General features: G+C 50.2%; 16 protein-coding genes. 15 read left to right on the top strand and 1 reads right to left on the bottom strand.

All coding sequences use genetic code 11. The features are described from left to right. Positions 1–49: 49 nt before the first annotated feature. The 6 genes from lepB to acpS all read left to right on the top strand — a co-directional run bounded on the left by lepB (position 50) and on the right by acpS (position 4,169). On the top strand, positions 50–817 hold the full coding sequence (gene lepB, locus ACJJI5_RS16825) for a signal peptidase I (protein WP_445354703.1): 768 nt from the start codon (positions 50–52) through the stop codon (positions 815–817). 53 nt (positions 818–870) lie between these two features. Next, positions 871–1,311, top strand: coding sequence for a DUF4845 domain-containing protein (locus tag ACJJI5_RS16820; protein ID WP_445354702.1), 441 nt, complete (start codon positions 871–873; stop codon positions 1,309–1,311). Continuing rightward, positions 1,304–1,984: a ribonuclease III gene (gene rnc / locus ACJJI5_RS16815; protein WP_282931964.1), complete on the top strand. Its 681-nt coding sequence runs from the start codon at positions 1,304–1,306 to the stop codon at positions 1,982–1,984. The genes ACJJI5_RS16820 and rnc overlap by 8 nt, the downstream gene beginning before the upstream one ends. A gap of 123 nt (positions 1,985–2,107) precedes the next feature. Beyond that, a complete protein-coding gene (gene era, locus ACJJI5_RS16810) occupies positions 2,108–3,007 on the top strand; it encodes a GTPase Era (protein WP_282931965.1) in 900 nt (299 codons plus the stop codon). Positions 3,008–3,099: 92 nt separating this feature from the next. Continuing rightward, complete coding sequence (gene recO / locus ACJJI5_RS16805; protein ID WP_445354701.1) at positions 3,100–3,786, top strand: DNA repair protein RecO; 687 nt, start codon at positions 3,100–3,102, stop codon at positions 3,784–3,786. Then, positions 3,783–4,169, top strand: a complete 387-nt coding sequence (acpS, locus tag ACJJI5_RS16800; RefSeq protein WP_413662741.1) for a holo-ACP synthase — start codon at positions 3,783–3,785, stop codon at positions 4,167–4,169. The genes recO and acpS overlap by 4 nt, the downstream gene beginning before the upstream one ends. Here the strand turns inward: acpS and ACJJI5_RS16795 are convergent. After that, entirely contained in the window at positions 4,166–6,997 is a 2,832-nt protein-coding gene (locus ACJJI5_RS16795) for a response regulator (protein WP_445354700.1), read from the bottom strand. The genes acpS and ACJJI5_RS16795 overlap by 4 nt on opposite strands. 298 nt (positions 6,998–7,295) lie before the next feature. On the opposite strand from ACJJI5_RS16795, the gene cysM reads away from it, so the two are divergent. The 9 genes from cysM to ACJJI5_RS16750 all read left to right on the top strand — a co-directional run bounded on the left by cysM (position 7,296) and on the right by ACJJI5_RS16750 (position 17,537). Further along, positions 7,296–8,192 (top strand): cysteine synthase CysM, encoded by an 897-nt coding sequence (gene cysM, locus ACJJI5_RS16790; protein ID WP_445354699.1) that lies wholly within the window; start codon positions 7,296–7,298, stop codon positions 8,190–8,192. A gap of 639 nt (positions 8,193–8,831) precedes the next feature. Continuing rightward, on the top strand, positions 8,832–11,078 hold the full coding sequence (gene relA, locus ACJJI5_RS16785; protein WP_444911202.1) for a GTP diphosphokinase: 2,247 nt from the start codon (positions 8,832–8,834) through the stop codon (positions 11,076–11,078). Between the two features lie 19 nt (positions 11,079–11,097). Then, positions 11,098–11,925: a nucleoside triphosphate pyrophosphohydrolase gene (mazG, locus tag ACJJI5_RS16780; RefSeq protein WP_445354698.1), complete on the top strand. Its 828-nt coding sequence runs from the start codon at positions 11,098–11,100 to the stop codon at positions 11,923–11,925. Between the two features lie 176 nt (positions 11,926–12,101). Beyond that, on the top strand, positions 12,102–12,755 hold the full coding sequence (gene adk, locus ACJJI5_RS16775) for an adenylate kinase (RefSeq protein WP_445354697.1): 654 nt from the start codon (positions 12,102–12,104) through the stop codon (positions 12,753–12,755). 169 nt (positions 12,756–12,924) lie between these two features. After that, positions 12,925–13,923: a ferrochelatase gene (hemH, locus tag ACJJI5_RS16770; RefSeq protein ID WP_445354696.1), complete on the top strand. Its 999-nt coding sequence runs from the start codon at positions 12,925–12,927 to the stop codon at positions 13,921–13,923. Between the two features lie 266 nt (positions 13,924–14,189). Further along, a complete protein-coding gene (locus ACJJI5_RS16765; protein WP_445354695.1) occupies positions 14,190–14,987 on the top strand; it encodes a hypothetical protein in 798 nt (265 codons plus the stop codon). A gap of 160 nt (positions 14,988–15,147) precedes the next feature. Further along, positions 15,148–15,846 carry a tRNA (adenosine(37)-N6)-threonylcarbamoyltransferase complex dimerization subunit type 1 TsaB gene (gene tsaB / locus ACJJI5_RS16760; RefSeq protein ID WP_445354694.1) on the top strand — a complete coding sequence of 233 codons (699 nt, stop codon included), beginning with the start codon at positions 15,148–15,150 and terminating at the stop codon, positions 15,844–15,846. 6 nt (positions 15,847–15,852) lie between these two features. Continuing rightward, the gene (locus tag ACJJI5_RS16755) at positions 15,853–16,650 is read left to right on the top strand and encodes an undecaprenyl-diphosphate phosphatase (RefSeq protein WP_282931976.1); all 798 of its coding nucleotides are present in this window, start codon (positions 15,853–15,855) and stop codon (positions 16,648–16,650) included. A gap of 5 nt (positions 16,651–16,655) precedes the next feature. Then, a complete protein-coding gene (locus ACJJI5_RS16750) occupies positions 16,656–17,537 on the top strand; it encodes an NAD(P)-dependent oxidoreductase (RefSeq protein WP_445354693.1) in 882 nt (293 codons plus the stop codon). Positions 17,538–17,593 lie beyond the last annotated feature (56 nt).

The following is a 17,593-nucleotide window of genomic DNA, read 5'->3' as shown; positions in this document are numbered from 1 at the left end:
GCTTCGGCCCTACGCCACGACGAAAAATAAGGGATAGTAGAGAAAAGTAATGGATATAAATTTACCTCTGATTCTGCTGTGGTTGGTTGTGATTAGTGGCGGAATCTGGTTAGTTGACAGTTTGTTTTTCGCCCGTCAACGCAAGAAGAATGTCGGGGACCAGCAAGAAGATCCGATCGTTGTCGAGTACGCGAAGTCTTTCTTCCCGATTCTGGCGATCGTATTTATTCTGCGCTCTTTTATTGTCGAGCCCTTCCAGATTCCTTCAGGTTCAATGATTCCAACATTGGAAGTCGGGGATTTTATTCTGGTCAACAAGTACGCCTACGGTGTGCGCTTGCCAGTGTCCCGAACCAAGGTAATGGATGTGGGGGAGCCCAAGCGCGGCGATGTCATGGTGTTCTTTCCACCCCACAATAACGATACTTACTACATCAAGCGGGTGATTGGGTTACCCGGTGACAAGATAGAGCTGAAGAACAATGTGCTCTATGTCAACGGTGAGATGGCTCGCCAAGAATTGATCCGGGCTATCCCGCCGAGTAACCCGCAAACAGAAGTCATGTGGGAAGATCTCGACGGCTATCGCCACGAGATGCAGAAAAGTGTCCGCCCCCGGCAGTACAGTAACTTTAGTGGGGTAGTGCCGGAAGGGCATTACTTTATGATGGGCGATAACCGCGATAACAGCCTCGATAGCCGGGAGTGGGGCTTTGTCCCAGAGAAGGATATCGTCGGCAAAGCTTTCGCCATTTGGATGCACTGGGACAAGTTGCTCAGTTTGCCCAGCTTTAAGCGTGTAGGCTCAATCCAATAAAGAAACCAGCCGGGCGTTAGCCCGGTTATTTATAAAGGATAGAGGGCATAGTTATGGGTAGTAAACTCAACCTTTCACTGCAGCAGCAGCGCGGTATGAGCTACTGGGGTTGGCTGCTGATTATCGCGATGTTGGGATTTGCTTTGACCTGTGTGTCCAAGATGGCACCGGCCTACTTAGATGCTCGTTACGTTAACGAAGGGCTAAAAACTCTCGGTCAAAACCCAAACCTGGAAGATATGACCACGGGTCAGATTAAAAAAGAGCTGAACCGTTTTTTCCTAGTAAACAATGTGCGCGGAGAGCCTACTAAATCTGTGCAAGTAGTTCGTGGCGCAAAGGGTTCTGTTGTGAGCATCAATTACGAACTGCGCCAGCCGCTGATATACAACGTAGATGTTGTAATGAAGTTTAATAAACAGCTCGACACTGCGAAGCCGGAGCTTTGCTGTGATGCGCTGATCGATCTGGAGCAATTCCGCAAACGTGACTGATCTTTTATTGGAACGCCTTTGCAAGCGCCTCGGCCATGATTTTGATCAGGCCGAGCTGCTTGAGTTGGCTCTTACTCACCGATCCCATGGGAGTCGTAATAATGAGCGCCTGGAATTTCTCGGCGACTCGATACTCGGGTTCACTATCGGCGCGGCACTTTACGAGCAGTTCCCCAACGGGCGCGAGGGGCAGTTGAGCCGCTTGAGGGCACAATTGGTTAGCGGTGAAACCCTGGCAAAACTTGCGCGAGAGTTGGAAATTGGTGATTGCCTGCGCCTCGGTGAAGGTGAAATGAAAAGTGGCGGCTTTCGGCGGGCATCGATTCTGGCCGATGCCGTAGAGGCTCTTATTGGGGCCATCTATCTGGATGCCGGTTTGGAGGCTGCGCGCGCGCGGGTACTTGAGTGGTTTGCATTGCGCTTGCAGGGCCTATCATTAGAGACCGTGAAGGATCCCAAAACTCGCTTGCAGGAGTGGCTGCAGGCTCGAAAAAAACCTCTGCCGGAATATAAAGTCGTAGATGTTTCTGGCGCTGAACACGCACAGCATTTTGTAGTGGAGTGCCGTGTCAGTGGCCTTACGCAGCCCGTAAAAGGCGAAGCCAGCAGTCGCCGTAATGCTGAAAAGACTGCGGCGGTGGAAGCTTATAAGCTCCTCACCGGGCAGGACTAACCTTACAATAGAAACGAGGCGCCGGATCCATTTCCCGCATCGTAATGATAGCCCCTTGTATCACTGGGGGCACTTCTGGCTCCGGGGCTTCCCGGAGACCTCCAACTCTTTCGGAGAAATTTCTTGAGCGAACAACCTTCTCGCTGTGGCTATGTCGCGATTGTCGGCCGCCCCAATGTGGGAAAATCCACACTGTTGAACCACCTGCTGGGGCAGAAACTCGCGATTACTTCGCGCAAGCCGCAGACCACCCGCCACAATATGCTCGGTATTAAAACCGAAGGGCCAAACCAGATTATTTTTGTCGATACACCGGGTCTGCACTCTGATCAAGAAAAAGCGATTAACCGCTATATGAATCGAGCTGCCGCCAGTGCTGCGCGGGACGTGGATGTAGTGGTGTTTGTTGTAGAGCGCACTCGTTGGAGTGAGGCAGACCAGTTGGTGGCAGATAAGCTGCGCGGTATTAAATGCCCATTAATTATCGCCGTGAACAAGGTGGACCAGCTCGAGGATAAAGCTGATCTACTGCCCCAGCTACAAGCCCTGGCTGAGGAGCATCCGAAAGCTGAAATTGTTCCCATATCAGCCTTACGCAACGTAAACCTGGATACTTTGGAAGAGGTTATTCTGAAGCACTTGCCTGAGGGGCAGCATTTCTTCCCCGAAGATCAAGTTACTGACCGCAGCTCGCGCTTTCTCGCAGCAGAAATTGTTCGGGAAAAGATTATGCGTCAATTGGGTGCCGAGGTTCCCTACCAAGTTACTGTGGAGGTAGAGGAGTTTGCCCAAGAGGGTAAGGTTTTGCATATCAGCGCTGCTATTTTGGTTGAGCGGGCGGGCCAAAAACGTATCATCATTGGAAATAAGGGCGAGCGAATCAAACAGATTGGCAGCCAGGCTAGAGAAGATATGGAGCGCTTGTTTGATAGCAAGATAATGCTCAATTTGTGGGTGAAGGTGAAATCTGGCTGGTCTGATGATGAGCGGGCTCTGCGCAGTCTCGGTTACAGAGACGAGTAATCATCAGGGCAATTTCCCCTGCACCTATGAAAACACCTCAACCGCCTCAACCCGCATATATCCTCCATTCGCGGCCCTATAAAGACTCCAGTTTGATCCTGGAGCTTTTCACTCCCGATTACGGTCGACTGGGCTGTGTCGCCCGTGGGGCCCGCCGTGACAAGCAACGCCGCCAACAAGCGTTGCAGCCCTTCACCCCGTTGCTTGTCACATTGATGGGAGCGGGTTCACTTAAAACGCTCGGTCCAGTCGAAAATGTTGGTGTACCACTATGGCTCAAGAGCCGAGCGGTTTATGCGGGCCTTTATGCCAATGAACTGATGGTAAGGCTCCTTCCCGAGGGCGAGGCGCATTACACGCTGTTTGCAGCTTATCAGAGCCTGCTGGAATCTCTGTCCCAGCTGGAGGGACTCTCCAACGTTGAACTGGAAGGTCCGCTTCGTCGCTTTGAGTTACAACTGCTCCTGGAGCTCGGTACCTGCCCGTCCCTCAATATTAGCGGCCCGCAAGGAGACCCTGTAAGTGAAGATGGGGTTTATCGCCTGGATGATGAGTGGGGTTTAATTCCTGTTCACCGCTCCAAAGATGAGAGTCTGGGAGAGTGTTTTTTTTCAGGTGCCGAACTATTGGGGATGGATAGCGCTATGAATGGGGGTGTTTGGTCAGGTGAGGCTTTAGCACCTGCAAAGCGCCTAACACGATTATTGTTGAGGAAAGTATTGGGGGATAAGCCTTTGCAGAGCAGAGAGCTTTTTCGACAGGTTTACGGAAAAAAATGATTGTTAGTATTGGCACCGATATTTGTAACTACGACCGTATTGAGGTGGCGTGGCAGCGCTTTGGTGATCGCTTTGTTGAGCGTGTTCTTAGCAGTGCGGAAAGGAAGGACTTTTATGCTATGGCTGAGCCCATCCGCGCTGCATATCTGTGCAAGCGATTTGCGGCGAAGGAGGCTGTAGCCAAGGCCTTGGGCACTGGGATTGGTGAAGGGGTTTCCTGGCAAGACATCGATGTCCGTCGCCGCAAGGGCGCTGCACCGCAGGTGGTGCTGGCGGGCGCAGCTGAGGAGAGGGCCGAAAAACTTGGTGTGGACAGAATCCACCTCAGCCTGTCCGATGAAAAAGACTCGGCCCTGGCATTCGTCGTATTTGAATCCTGCTAGGCAACTACCTCCAGGCCAAAGAGCGCATCCAAGTCTTGTTCAGAAGCCCACTCGCGCAGGGCGCGGATCTCCCTGAGAACAGCATTGAGTTTGCGCTGGTCAAAGGCTTGGGCATCGGAGCCTTGGATAGTGCGCAATGCCTCTTGTAACACACAAGTTGATTCTCTCAAGCGTGAAACTCCGCAATAGCAGCAGCCACCGTGCATGCGATGAGTGAGTTCGAACATGCCCTTGTAATCCCCAAGGTTGTACAACCTTTCCAGTTCTCTCTCATCTGAACTGAGACCGTCAATCAACATGCGCAGCATGTCCCTGGCCAGCTTGGCATCCCCGTTGGCGAGGGTCAGGCATTCGCCAATGTCTACCAGGCGCATCTCTTCAATCTTCACTTTTTCTGCGGCCTGGGGAGTGATGATCTTAAGCCAGCGCTTGATCATATGGGAGAGCTGGGCCTCGCTAACAGGCTTGCTTAAGTAGTCGTCCAGTCCCGCAGACAGCAGGCGTGCTTTTTCTTCGGCGCCGGCGTGGGCGGTGAGGGCAATGATTGGAGTACGGCGGCCGGTCTCCTGCTCACGAATCAGACGTGTAGCTTCGATACCATCCATTTCGGGCATTTGAATATCCATAAACACCAGGTCGAAAGCTCCCTGCTGCCAAAGCTGTAGAGCTTCTTCGCCGCTTGCTGCAATAACGACTTCTACATCTTGTGCTCGCAGAAGTTCGCCGACCAGTCGGCGGTTTGCCGCGTGGTCATCGACTGCCAGCACACGTGGTGGTGCAGGCCACGGTAGCGCCTGTACCCCGCCACTAACCCGCTGTTGTCCCTGCTGTGGTACTGCTCTTTTCAGGGATCGCAGCAAATTGTCTCGGGTGACGGGTTTGCTAAGGAAAGTGAGAGTGCGGGTGCGCAGTTGGTCGTAGCAGCGACGCAATTCAGCGGGTGGGCCCAGTACGATCACGCGGCACTGATAGGTATCAACCAGCGACTGCACTTTGCTACTGAAATTATCAAAATCACCTTTGGCAGTAGCTGTATCGATAATAACCGCATCCGGTAGGGCATCGTGCCGCCACATTTGCTCGATTGCCGGTTGCAGAGTATCGGTATCGCCGAGTTCTATGGGCTCCACTTGCCATTGGCTGAGTAGCTGGGCTACCTGGGTCCGTGTAACTGGGTTGGGGTCTGCAAGTAAAATTCGGCAGCCAGGATATTGAATACGCGGATACATGCCTCGATTACGTTCAGCCTGGAGGGAAATTTGCACCCAACAGGTGTTGCCGTCATTGGCTGTTTCTTCAATACCTGTGCAGCCGCTCATCCTCTCAACTAGGCTGCGGGCTATAGACATCCCTAAACCATTTGCGCTGATTTGTTGGGTGAGCTGTGGGGACTTGCTGGTGAGGATGTTCTCAATTTCACGGCGACCAGCCTCGTCAATACGGTTACCCAGGCCGGTAACCGAAATACGGAGTACAAGTTCTGAGTTATTAATGCTATGTACTGACAAGCGCACAGGGATATTGCCATTTGCTGAGCTGCGCACCGCGTTACCGATCAAGTTTGTAAGTATTTGCTTAATTCGTAACGGGTCTCCGATTAAAGTGGGAGGGAGTTGAGAATCGATCAAGGGCACCAGTTCCAGATGGTGCTCATAGGCGTTTGGGGCCAGTATTTGCAGGGTCTCTTCAAGTAGTAAGCCAAGGTCCATAGGGATATGGTCAAGGACCAGGTTGCCGGACTCAATGCGGGAAAAGTCCAGGATGTCGTTGATGGTAGTCAACAGGTTTTCCGATGAACGTAAAATGGTTTGCAGGTAATCCTGCTGTAGCTCATCAATTCCAGTTTTTAACAACAGGTTGGTAAAACCGATAATGCCATTTAAAGGTGTGCGAATCTCGTGACTGGTATTGGCTAGGAACGTCGATTTAATCCTGCTTGCTTCCTGCGCCCTTTTACGTGCTAGGTCCAGCTCAATATTTTGTTCTTCCATACTGTCCAGGGATTGGCGCAGGTCATCCATAGACTGGAGCAAGTTAGCTTTGTATTCCTGTTGGTAACTGGACAGGTTTTCAGCCATCTCGTTAATTTGGTTTCCCAGTTGAGCGAGTTCTCGATTCTCCGTTTCATGGGTGCGTCGATCAAACTCACCTCTGCCAATCGCCTCCAGAGTATGCCCCATTCTAATCAGGCTGTGAGCAAAGCGCTCAGACATGATGACCGACCAGGCCAGCGCGGCTAGGGTACAGAGAATCAACCCTACCAAGCCTACGAGTAAAACTTGGTAAGTTCCCACCAGGAAATAGGGGCGATGTAGCTCAATACTTATCCAGCAGGTGGTGATATCGCCTTTCAATGGTTGTAAAACCTGAAGGGTCTCATCATCTTCAAAAATAAAGGGTTCGCGCTTGTTAAGGGTGTCCCTGCTAATGGGGGTGCGTGGACGCGGCCCGACACTGGCCAGCAAGCTGAGTCCGGTGCTGGGGTTGAGAGCTAGCTTGGGGCTGGGTTCGGTGGAGTAGACATGAACAGATCTGACCATATCTTTTTCCAGCATAAGCGCCAGCAAACTTTTACGCAGCCATTCCATTCTAAGTTCAGCTGGATGGCCCCCGCTCATCTCAATTAGTTCAGCTAGCTGTTCGGCGCTGGCTCGACCGTGGCTTAATAGCAATTGGCGACGATCGTGCATTTGCTGCAGGGTGAAAACGAGAGCGAGGAGCAAGGACAGAATTAGTGCGGGTGCTACAGTAAGGCGAAATACCAGGGTTCGTAAGGATCGAGGTTGCTCTGGTTCCTCGATTGAGAGAATAGGGTTGCCTGGGGCCATGTTAAGAGGGGCCTTGTACGATTATTTTTCCCTCATTTTACCGTTATGTACATCTGAGCGCACTCATTCACTTATCAGAAAACGCTTCTTTTTTGTCACAATATGCGCGTTTTAGAGGCTTAAAGATTCACTTTGCCAAGATTAGATAGCGCGGCATAGCCATCTGAATAATACCGCTTCAGGTATATCTCCCTTAATAACCTGGGTAGGGAGTAGACCAAAGTAGACGGTATTTAGTGCATAGTACCGCTTGCTGTACACTTGGACCCCGCGAGATTTTTCTGGAATTTATTGCATTATGGATTATCCAACAATTGCTGACTGCGTAGGCAATACCCCGCTGGTTAAACTACAGCGCCTGCCAGGTGATACCAGTAATACTGTTTTGCTCAAGCTGGAAGGCAATAACCCTGCGGGTTCGGTAAAAGACCGCCCGGCACTTTCAATGATCAACCATGCGGAAGCTGCAGGATATATTTCTCCAGGAGATATCCTGATTGAAGCGACCAGCGGTAATACGGGAATTGCCCTGGCAATGGCTGCAGCGATTAAGGGCTATCAAATGATATTGATTATGCCCGACAGTGCTACCGAGGAGCGCAAGGCTTCAATGACAGCTTATGGCGCTGAGTTGATATTGGTTAGCGCTGAAGAAGGTATGGAGGGTGCGCGGGACTTAGCTTTGCAAATGCAAGAGGATAAGAAAGGATTGGTACTGAACCAGTTTGCCAATAGCGATAATCCCCTGGCTCACTATGAGGGAACCGGTCCGGAGATTTGGCAGCAGACCTCTGGAACGGTGACTCACTTTGTCTCCTCAATGGGTACAACCGGTACCATTATGGGATGCGGGCGTTACTTGAAGGAGCAAAATCCCGATATTCAAATCGTTGGATTGCAGCCAACTGAAGGCTCCAGTATTCCGGGGATTCGCCGTTGGCCGGAGGCATACTTACCTAAGATTTTTGTTCCTGAGCAAGTAGATATGGTCATGGATATGGACCAGCGAGAAGCTGAGGATATGACTCGCAGGCTGGCGAAAGAAGAGGGTATTTTTTGTGGCGTTTCCTCTGGAGGGGCGGTAGCCGGTGCTTTAAGGCTGTCTGCGCAGCTAGAAAATGCGACGATTGTTGCAATTGTCTGTGATCGTGGAGATCGTTATTTATCTTCAGGACTTTTTGCCTCCCCAAAATAGTTCTTACTTTTATTCTCTAATTTATCTTATTTTATTGATCAATGCTGGAAATAAAGTGCTTTAACTCCAGCATTGAGCCTGATATCTACTAGAAAAAACTTTGTGAGATTCGCAGCTTTGTAAAGTGATTCGCCAATCAATTTACAATCATCTCTTTTGCCCCTTTTTTTGGGGGGAGCCTCTAATCCTCCTGCTATATGTGCATTGCCAGTTAAAAAAAGCAATAACTAAGCCGGTAAATACAAAAAACTGATAGTTTGTAAAGTTCGGTAAAGCCTTGTTTTGTGTTCATGTAGAGGTGGAGAAATTCACTTTTAAGTAACAAATGCAACCTGTTCACTTCTCTCGATATTCCCCAATATCACAATTTTAGTTTTCTATAGGCATTGGTTTTGCAGGTTTACTGTTGGTTAAAAGGTCAACAAGCTGGACAAGACTTATACCCTCCCACTCAAATTGGTACGAAAAACTGCTGAATTTCGCGCAGCTTATTGAAATGTATACAGAAAATCATGGACTTTGGTGAGTTCAAACCTATGATAGAGAAGCGCTTAATCCAGCATGAGCACTGAGTAAATGTGCTGCTAAGCCAGGTAACGACAAAATTATGCCAATAACACAAATGACTCTTGTTAAAAGATGGTTCAAGTAAGAAAGCATCATTCCTTTGGTGGAGAAGGTGAACTCGACCTTGAATCCTGGTTGCGCCATGTACAGAAACTCGCGGGCCTGGATGGTTCTGCGATAGTAACTTTGCGGCGCGCAGCTGAGGTGAGTGCCGAAGCAGAACAGCGCGCAATTGAGGCGGAAAATATCTGGGCTGAGGGCGCTAGCAGTTTTGCCACTGGCCTTGAGATGGCTGAGATTCTCGCCGACTTACAAATAGACTCAGAAGCACTTGTCGCGGCGGTGCTGTACCGTGCCGTACGTGAAAAACGCCTGCCATTGCAAGCAGTGGAAAAAGAATTTGGTGAGCGAGTTGCCAAGTTGATTCGTGGTGTCTTACGTATGGCCGCAATTCGCAGTCGCAGCGCAGATACCGGAGAAGAAAGCCCGAGTGGTGCGGTAGAGGAACATTCAGAGAATATCCGTCGTATGCTGGTAGCATTGGTCGACGACGTGCGAGTCGCTTTGATCAAACTCGCTGAGCGTACCTGTGCCATTCGTGCTGCAAAAAACTCAGAGCCGGCTAAACGCCAGAGAGTTGCTCGTGAAGTGGCCGATGTTTATGCACCCCTTGCTCACCGCCTGGGAATTGGTCATATCAAATGGGAATTGGAAGACCTATCATTTCGCTATCTTGAGCCGGAAGATTACAAGCAGATTGCTCGCTTGCTGGATGAGAAAAGACTGGCTCGGCAGCAGTATATCGATGAGGTATTGGAGCTATTGCGCTCTGAACTCGAGCGCGCCCATATTGAAGGTGATGTCTACGGGCGGGCAAAGCATATCTATAGTATCTGGCGGAAAATGCGCCGGAAAAATATCGGCTTCTCCCAAGTTTATGATATTCGCGCAGTGCGTATTCTTGTCCCAACAGTAAGGGATTGCTACGCGGTTCTGGGTATAGTGCACAACCTCTGGCGCAACATACCAAATGAGTTCGATGATTATATCGCCTCCCCCAAAGAAAACGGTTATCGCTCTCTGCACACGGCTGTAATTGGCCCCGAGCGAAAGGTGCTCGAGGTTCAAATCCGAACTTTTGCTATGCATGAAGAGGCGGAATACGGTGTTTGTGCTCACTGGCGTTACAAGGGCACTGATCTTAAGAGCGAGAGTAAAGATAGCTACGAGCAAAAAATATCCTGGTTGCGTCAGGTGCTCGACTGGCATGAAGAGGTGGGAGGTAACCCACTACAAGATGATTTGCGCTCCAGTGAGGCAGATTCACGTATTTATGTATTTACCCCCGGCGGTCATGTTGTAGACCTGCCTCGGGGTGCAACACCATTGGACTTTGCCTACAAGATCCATACAGAAATTGGTCACCGTTGTCGTGGGGCTAAAGTAGATGGCCGAATCGTGCCGCTCAACCACCGGTTGGAGACAGCCAATCAGGTTGAAATCCTCACAGGAAAACTCGAAGCGCCGAGTCGCGATTGGCTCTCTTCGGGCATGGCCTATATCACTACCTCTCGTGCCCGAGCCAAGATTATTCACTGGTTTAAGCAGCAGGCTCGGGATCAGAATATCGCCGATGGCCGCAGTATTCTCGACCGGGAATTTAAGCAGCTGGCGCTGAGTGATTTCGATTTCGATAAGTTGGCAGCCAAGCTCAACATGCATTCCCTAGAGGACCTCTATGCGGCAGTGGGTGCCGGTGATATAGGCGTGGGTCAGGTTCTCAACGCAGCCCAGCGAATGGTGAAGGTCGACAATGTGCCTCGGGTACCATCGCTGACGGCTCCAGTTGCCCGTGGAGAAGGCAAGGCAGATGTCTATATCGACGGAGTGGGTAATTTGCTCACCCACATTGCCGGCTGTTGTAACCCCGTTCCAGGCGATGAAATTATGGGGTATATCACCCTTGGGCGCGGGGTTTCTATACATCGTAAAGACTGCGCAAATATGCTGCGTATGCAGGTTGAGGAGTCTGAAAGGGTACTCCAGGTAAGTTGGGCGGAAAAACCCCGTGAACTTTACGCCGTTGAAATTATGATCGAAGCCTACGATCGCCAGGGCCTGTTGCGGGATGTCACGGTGATGCTGGACAGTCAGAAAATTAATATTACCGCTATGCAAACCCGCTCTAATAAGAACAAGCATACGGTAGAAATGATCGTGACTGCTGAGATCCACAACTTTGAAGAGTTGAGCCAAGTTTTACATCGGATCAATCAACTGCCCAATGTGGCAGCGGCAAAGCGGCGAATTCTGCGCTGAACGCTGAGTAAGGAATAACGTGGAAAAGAATTACTCTGTGGAGGACCTCCTCCACTTGATGGCTCAGCTTCGCAGCCCTGAGGGCGGTTGCCCTTGGGACCTGAAACAGGACTTTGCCAGTATTGTCCCCTCTACCATTGAAGAGGCCTATGAGGTAGCAGAGGCTATTGAGCAGGAAGACTTTGAGCACCTGCACGAAGAGCTCGGAGATCTGCTCTTCCAAGTCATTTTTTATGCCCAGTTAGGGCGTGAGAAAGACCACTTTGATTTCCCCCAGATTGTTGACACTTTGGTACGCAAACTAGTGCGCAGGCATCCCCATGTCTTTCCAAGTGGAACCCTCTACGGCGACCGCTCTGCCGAAGCTCTTGATGAAGCTGAAGTAAAGAAGAATTGGGAGGCGATTAAAGAGGCCGAACGCACTGCTAAAGGGGATGCAGGAACCCTGGCAGGAGTGGCTGTGGGGCTGCCAGCTTTGACGCGTGCGACCAAATTACAGAAGCGCGCCTCCCGTGTCGGTTTTGACTGGCCCAATATTGATGGTGTCCTTGATAAGATTGAGGAAGAGGTTGCAGAGTTGCGGGAGGCCGTGACAAATGGGGATATGGAGCATGCAAAGGAGGAGCTGGGGGATCTGCTTTTCTCTTGTGTGAATGCATCCCGCCACCTGAAGGTTGATCCTGAGGCAGCTTTGCGGGGGTGTAGCAGGAAATTTGAGCGGCGTTTTGGTTATGTTGAGTCCAGTTTACACAGTGAAGGTCGGCAAGTATCAGAGGCAACGCTGGAGGAACTGGACAGACTTTGGGACAAGGCCAAAGTTCAGCGGGAGCCCGGTGCTGATACCTAGGGATCTTAACAGGCTTACATAGAGCGGAGCTTTAAGCCCCTTTTAGTACTCTGTGGTTTGTATGGATTGTGGGGGTATCGGTAGCAATCTTGCCCAATCTGAGGTGTGAGTGTAAGGTAGCGCTCTTTTAGCGCGGCGGCTTTTGGTTCGTCGATAGTATTGGAGGCTTACTGAACATGCGAATTATTCTCTTGGGCGCGCCGGGAGCCGGCAAGGGCACTCAGGCTCAATTCATAACAGAGAAGTTCGGCATTCCGCAGATCTCCACCGGCGATATGCTTCGCGCTGCGGTGAAGGCGGGTACCCCTCTTGGCCTACAGGCCAAGGATGTTATGGACGCGGGAAAATTGGTTTCTGACGACCTGATCATTGCGTTAGTTAAAGAGCGCATTGCCCAGGAAGACTGCGCTAAAGGGTTCCTGTTCGATGGTTTCCCTCGCACCATTCCCCAGGCTGAAGCCCTTCTGGAAGCCGATGTACATATCGATAATGTTCTGGAGATCGCTGTTGACGATGAAGAAATCGTAAAGCGTCTCTCGGGCCGCCGGGTTCATGAAAACTCTGGTCGCGTCTATCACATCGTATACAACCCGCCCAAGGCTGAGGGTGTCGATGATGTGACTGGCGAGGCACTGATCCAGCGTACAGATGATACTGAAGAAACTGTTCGCAATCGTTTGGCGGTTTATCACGAGCAGACAGCACCGCTGGTAGGCTTCTACCGCGAGCTGGAAGCACGCTCTCCTGAAGCGGCTCCCAAGTACAGCAAGGTAATGGGTGTTGGCGGTATGGATGAGATTCGCGAGAAAGTGTTGGAAGCTCTCAGCTGAGATCATCGCTAACATTTTTTAAAAGCCCCCACTTGGGGGCTTTTTTGTATCTCCAGAAGTGATATAGAGCGAGTTGATCACGGCGGTATTGGCCTGGCAGTATGCGCTCTTCCCTGCCCGATAACTGGCAGGATTTCTTGAAAGGATAAGATTTCTAACGGGGCGGTTTATGTCTACGGCAATAATTTTGATGAATTTAGGTACTCCAGCTGAGCCTACACCTACAGCAGTAAGAAGTTTTTTGCGGGAATTCCTTTCAGATCCGAGGGTTGTCGAGATACCGCGGCCAATCTGGCTGACCATATTGAACTGCTTGGTACTGCCTTTTCGTCCACAACGTATTGCCCCTGCCTATGCGGAAATATGGAATAGCAGTGCAGATGAAACAAAAGTGGAAGGATCGCCGCTTCTCTACTATACGCAGAAGCAAGCAGAGCTGTTGCAGCAGCGTTTAAAAGTAAAAGGTTGCGATGTCGCTGTTGAATATGCCATGACTTATGGTGAGCCCCGCCTCGACAACACCATAGAAACTCTGCGCAAGAAAGGTTTTGAGTCTTTTATGGTGCTTCCCCTATATCCCCAATATTCGGCTACCACAACTGCAGCAATTTATGATCAGGTGGCGCAAATTTTTCGCAATAGTCGCGATATTCCGGATATTTCTCTGATTCGAGATTATTACCAAAATCCCCTCTACATAAAATCCCTGGCCAATTCAGTAAAAGAACACTGGGAAAAAGCAGGGCCAGCGGAAAAATTGTTACTTTCATTTCACGGTATCCCAAAAGCCAATGTTGATAAGGGGGACCCCTATTATCGCCATTGCATGGAAACCGCACGGTTATTAGCGGATGAACTAGAAATCAGTGAGGATAAGTGGCAAGTCACATTTCAATCGCGCTTTGGTAAGGCAGAGTGGTTGCAGCCATACACCGATAAGACCCTTATTGAATGGGGTAAAACAGGAGTTAGTAGTGTCGATGTAATTTGCCCGGCTTTTTCTGCGGATTGCCTGGAAACATTGGAAGAAATTTCGGTAGAGAATCGCGCTAATTTTATTGATGCTGGGGGCAGTGACTACCGATATATTCCTGCATTAAATTTGCGTGAGGATCATATAGAGGCGCTTGCGGGAATTGTGCAAACTAAGCTCAATGGGACAAAATAATTTCTACCAAAGTGCTAAAACGGGACCCAAAAGTGAAAATTGATAAGAAAAATATACTTTTTTTATAAAAAGTTTCTCATTTTTCGCTTTTTTACTTGCAATGCCGGGTATTTTTATTAACTTTGATAAAGTTGTATCGAAATAGGCGGTGCGGCGCTCTGCATAAGTAATAAAAACGGCCGATTCCAGTTTTTATTCGATAGCTAAAAGGCAATGCTGCCGGCACACTTTTGGATGTACTTCTTCTTTCAGTGAGGAGACAAGGGATGGCAAGAGTAGTAAAAAAAGGTACACGCGCGAAACGAGCAACTAGTGCGACCGCAGCGTCGCCAGCGGTCGTGAAAGCGCAGAAGGCGGTAGATTCAGCGACCAAATCGCTGGATGCGCAAATGGACCGTGTTGCTAAGGCTAAGGCTCGAGCGCAGAAAAGTAATGCGGCAACAGCGAAAACTTCGCTGGCCAGTGCCAATAGTAAGGCAAAGGATTTACGCGCCAAGCTGGCAGCGGCAAAGATGGATCTTGCCAAAGCTAAGGCTATGGATGCCGTACATATGGCTGAAGCTGCTGCAAAAGAAAAGGTGGAAAGTCTCTCTAAGAGCCTCTCCAGCAAAGCAGATAAAGAGTTAGCTGCCGCACTCAAGGCATTTGAAACACGCTGGGTAAAAACCAAAGAAAAGGCTCATGCCAAGAAATTGAAGGCTGCTGAGAAGAAGGCTGAAGCTAAGGTTAAAGCAGCTGCAAAGAAAGCTGCCGCTAAAGTTAAAGAGTTAGAGAAGAAGGCTAAAGCCAAATTAAAAGCCGAAACTCAAAAGGCCAAGAAGAAACCTGCAGCCAAGGCCACAGCAGCGAAAAAGCCCGGACGCCCCAAGAAGGCCGCTACAGCGACGGCGAAAAAGGCCGGCCGTCCAAAGAAGGCAACTTCAGCGGCTAAGCCAGCAAAAAGAGTCGGACGACCCAAGAAAGCGACTGCGACAGCAGCTCCTAAGAAGGCTCCAGCCCGTCGCGGCCGTCCACCGAAGGCTGGTGCTGCCCGTCGTGGCCGGCCACCGAAAAAGGCCGCCTAGGGTCATATATATGGGCTCAACGATGTGAACTTTGGCAGGCTCCTCATAAACCCCGGTTAGTCCGGGGTTTTTTAGTTGCGGGTTGCGATATTGGGCATGACTCCCCTCCGCTCCCGTGCCACAATTCCCTCCCTTTTTTATGACCAGGATTAAGAACGCTGTGAAAATACTTGCCCTGGATACAACTTCGGGCGCCTGTTCTGTTGCTCTCATATCTGATGGCCAGCTGATTGAGCGTTTTGTACAGGCAGAACGCGATCACACCCGTCGCCTTTTGCCAATGGTGGATGACGTTCTCGCAGAAGTCGGCATAAAGCTGGCAGGCCTGGATGCTCTTGCTGTCAGCCGCGGGCCGGGGTCATTTACCGGTCTCCGTATAGCAATTAGTAGTGTGCAGGGGTTGGCTTATGCTGCAGATCTACCGGTGGTTCCGGTTTCCAGCCTCGCAGCCCTAGCGCTTGGAGCTCGGCGATCGCATCCGGACTGGGGACAGTCACCCATCGTGGCAATGCTGGATGCTCGCATGCAACAAGTATATTGGGGGGTTTACTCCAGTGACTCTCCCTGCGATAGCTTGATCCCGGAGGCGGTACAGAACCCGGAGGAGGTTCTGCTGTCTTTAGAGAAATCGGAGATTTGTACTCCGATTTATGGGGCGGGTCCGGGATTACATTATGAGGCTTTTGAAGGGGCGTCATTGGCTGCAGTTGATCAAGCCAGCCTCATTCAGGCTCGGGATATAGCGCAGTTGGCAGTACCACTATGGGAGCAGGGTCATACAGTGACCGCTGAAGAGCTTGAGCCTGTTTATTTGCGCAATGAAGTGACTTGGAAGAAAAGACAAAAAATCCGATCTTAATAACACATGGAAACATTTCAGATTGTAATTTTGGCCCTGATACAGGGGCTGACAGAGTTTCTGCCCATCTCCAGTTCCGCGCACTTGATTTTACCTTCTGAGGTATTGGGCTGGCAGGACCAGGGGCTGGCCTTCGATGTCGCTGTTCATTTTGGCTCTTTACTGGCAGTAGTATTCTATTTCCGCAAAGATATTTGGGTGCTGATTAGGGATGGTCTAGGAGGATTTACGGATAAACAATTTACCGATGAGGGGCGGCTGGCCTGGTTAATTGTTCTCGCTACTATACCTGTGGGACTGATAGGCCTGGTATTCAAAGGGTTCATAGAAACTCACCTGCGTTCAGCCGGTGTTATCGCTGCTACGACTATTGGCTTTGGTATTTTACTCTGGTGGGCTGATGCAAAGGGGCGCAGGGTCGAATCTCTAGCCCAGTTAAATTGGAAAAAAGCACTTCTGATTGGCTTATCACAGGTGTTGGCCCTGATCCCTGGCACCTCCCGCTCTGGTATCACAATGACTGCTGGTTTGATGCTTGGCATGAAGAGAGAGGCTGCAGCGCGCTTTTCGTTCCTGATGTCCATTCCTGTTATTGCCCTCAGCGCTATTTTGTTAACGATTGAATTACTTGCGCTGGAAAGTGTTCCATGGAATGACTTGCTGCTTGGTACCGTTTTATCTTGTATTAGTGCTTATTTGTGTATTCATTTTTTCCTTCAATTTATTAGCCGCATTGGGATGGCTCCATTCGCGATTTATCGCTTGGTTCTCGGTGTAATACTTATTTGGATGGTATGGGGGTAGAGGAAATGGCAACAGTTGCATTTATTGGCTTGGGGGTGATGGGATATCCCATGGCGGGGCATCTTTCTAATGCTGGCCACATGGTGCGAATTTACAATCGCACTGTTAGCCGTGCGGATCAATGGCTACAAGAATATGATGGAGAGAGCTTTGTAACGCCCGCTGAAGCCGCAAAGGACGCGGAGGTTGTTTTTGCCTGTGTAGGCAATGACAACGATCTCCGCCAAGTGGTGACAGGAGAGCAGGGGGCATTCACGAGTATGGGTGACGGGGCTTTGTTTGTAGATCATACAACAGCCTCTGCCGATGTTGCCCGGGAATTGGCAGTTGCAGCTGGCGAAAAGGGAATCGGTTTTCTGGATGCCCCTGTCTCTGGAGGCCAGGCCGGCGCTGAGAATGGTGCTTTAACGGTTATGTTTGGGGGAGATAAGGCAGACTTTGATAAAGTGCAACCTCTTATCGACTGTTATGCGCGGGCGAGCAACCTGATGGGGCCAGTAGGTAGCGGCCAGCTGTGTAAAATGGTCAATCAAATTTGTATCGCGGGTGTCGTTCAGGGGCTTGCTGAAGGTTTACATTTTGCCAAGGCAGCTGGCCTCGATGGAGAGCAGGTTGTCAATGTGATATCCAAGGGGGCGGCACAGAGCTGGCAAATGGAAAACCGCTCAAAAACTATGTTAGCTGGCGAGTATGACCACGGTTTTGCTGTGGACTGGATGCGTAAGGATTTGGCTATAGTCCTTCAAGAGGCACAACATAACGGAGCTTTACTGCCCGTAACTGCCCTGGTAGACCAGTTTTATAGTGAGGTACAAGCTATTGGTGGTGCTCGTTGGGATACTTCCAGCTTGTTTGCACGATTAATGAATGTGCGCTCTTTCGATTAACCCCTCCGATCAATAGCTACCGGGGTTAAGTTTGATCCCGGTGCCGCTTCTTCTTG

Source organism: Microbulbifer maximicatervae (SeqCode), from assembly GCF_052467955.1.
Note: the sequence above shows the minus strand (reverse complement) of the source record. Positions and strands in the feature narration are given on the sequence as shown.

Bases quoted from the DNA above. Each gene is read 5' to 3' on its own strand.
- ACJJI5_RS16820 (WP_445354702.1), top strand. From the start codon at position 871: ATGGGTAGTAAACTCAACCTTTCACTGCAGCAGCAGCGCGGTATGAGC.
- ACJJI5_RS16765 (WP_445354695.1), top strand. From the start codon at position 14,190: ATGGCAAGAGTAGTAAAAAAAGGTACACGCGCGAAACGAGCAACTAGT.
- acpS (WP_413662741.1), top strand. From the start codon at position 3,783: ATGATTGTTAGTATTGGCACCGATATTTGTAACTACGACCGTATTGAG.
- cysM (WP_445354699.1), top strand. From the start codon at position 7,296: ATGGATTATCCAACAATTGCTGACTGCGTAGGCAATACCCCGCTGGTT.
- ACJJI5_RS16795 (WP_445354700.1), bottom strand. From the start codon at position 6,997: ATGGCCCCAGGCAACCCTATTCTCTCAATCGAGGAACCAGAGCAACCT.
- relA (WP_444911202.1), top strand. From the start codon at position 8,832: ATGGTTCAAGTAAGAAAGCATCATTCCTTTGGTGGAGAAGGTGAACTC.
- lepB (WP_445354703.1), top strand. From the start codon at position 50: ATGGATATAAATTTACCTCTGATTCTGCTGTGGTTGGTTGTGATTAGT.
- ACJJI5_RS16750 (WP_445354693.1), top strand. From the start codon at position 16,656: ATGGCAACAGTTGCATTTATTGGCTTGGGGGTGATGGGATATCCCATG.
- adk (WP_445354697.1), top strand. From the start codon at position 12,102: ATGCGAATTATTCTCTTGGGCGCGCCGGGAGCCGGCAAGGGCACTCAG.
- ACJJI5_RS16755 (WP_282931976.1), top strand. From the start codon at position 15,853: ATGGAAACATTTCAGATTGTAATTTTGGCCCTGATACAGGGGCTGACA.
- hemH (WP_445354696.1), top strand. From the start codon at position 12,925: ATGTCTACGGCAATAATTTTGATGAATTTAGGTACTCCAGCTGAGCCT.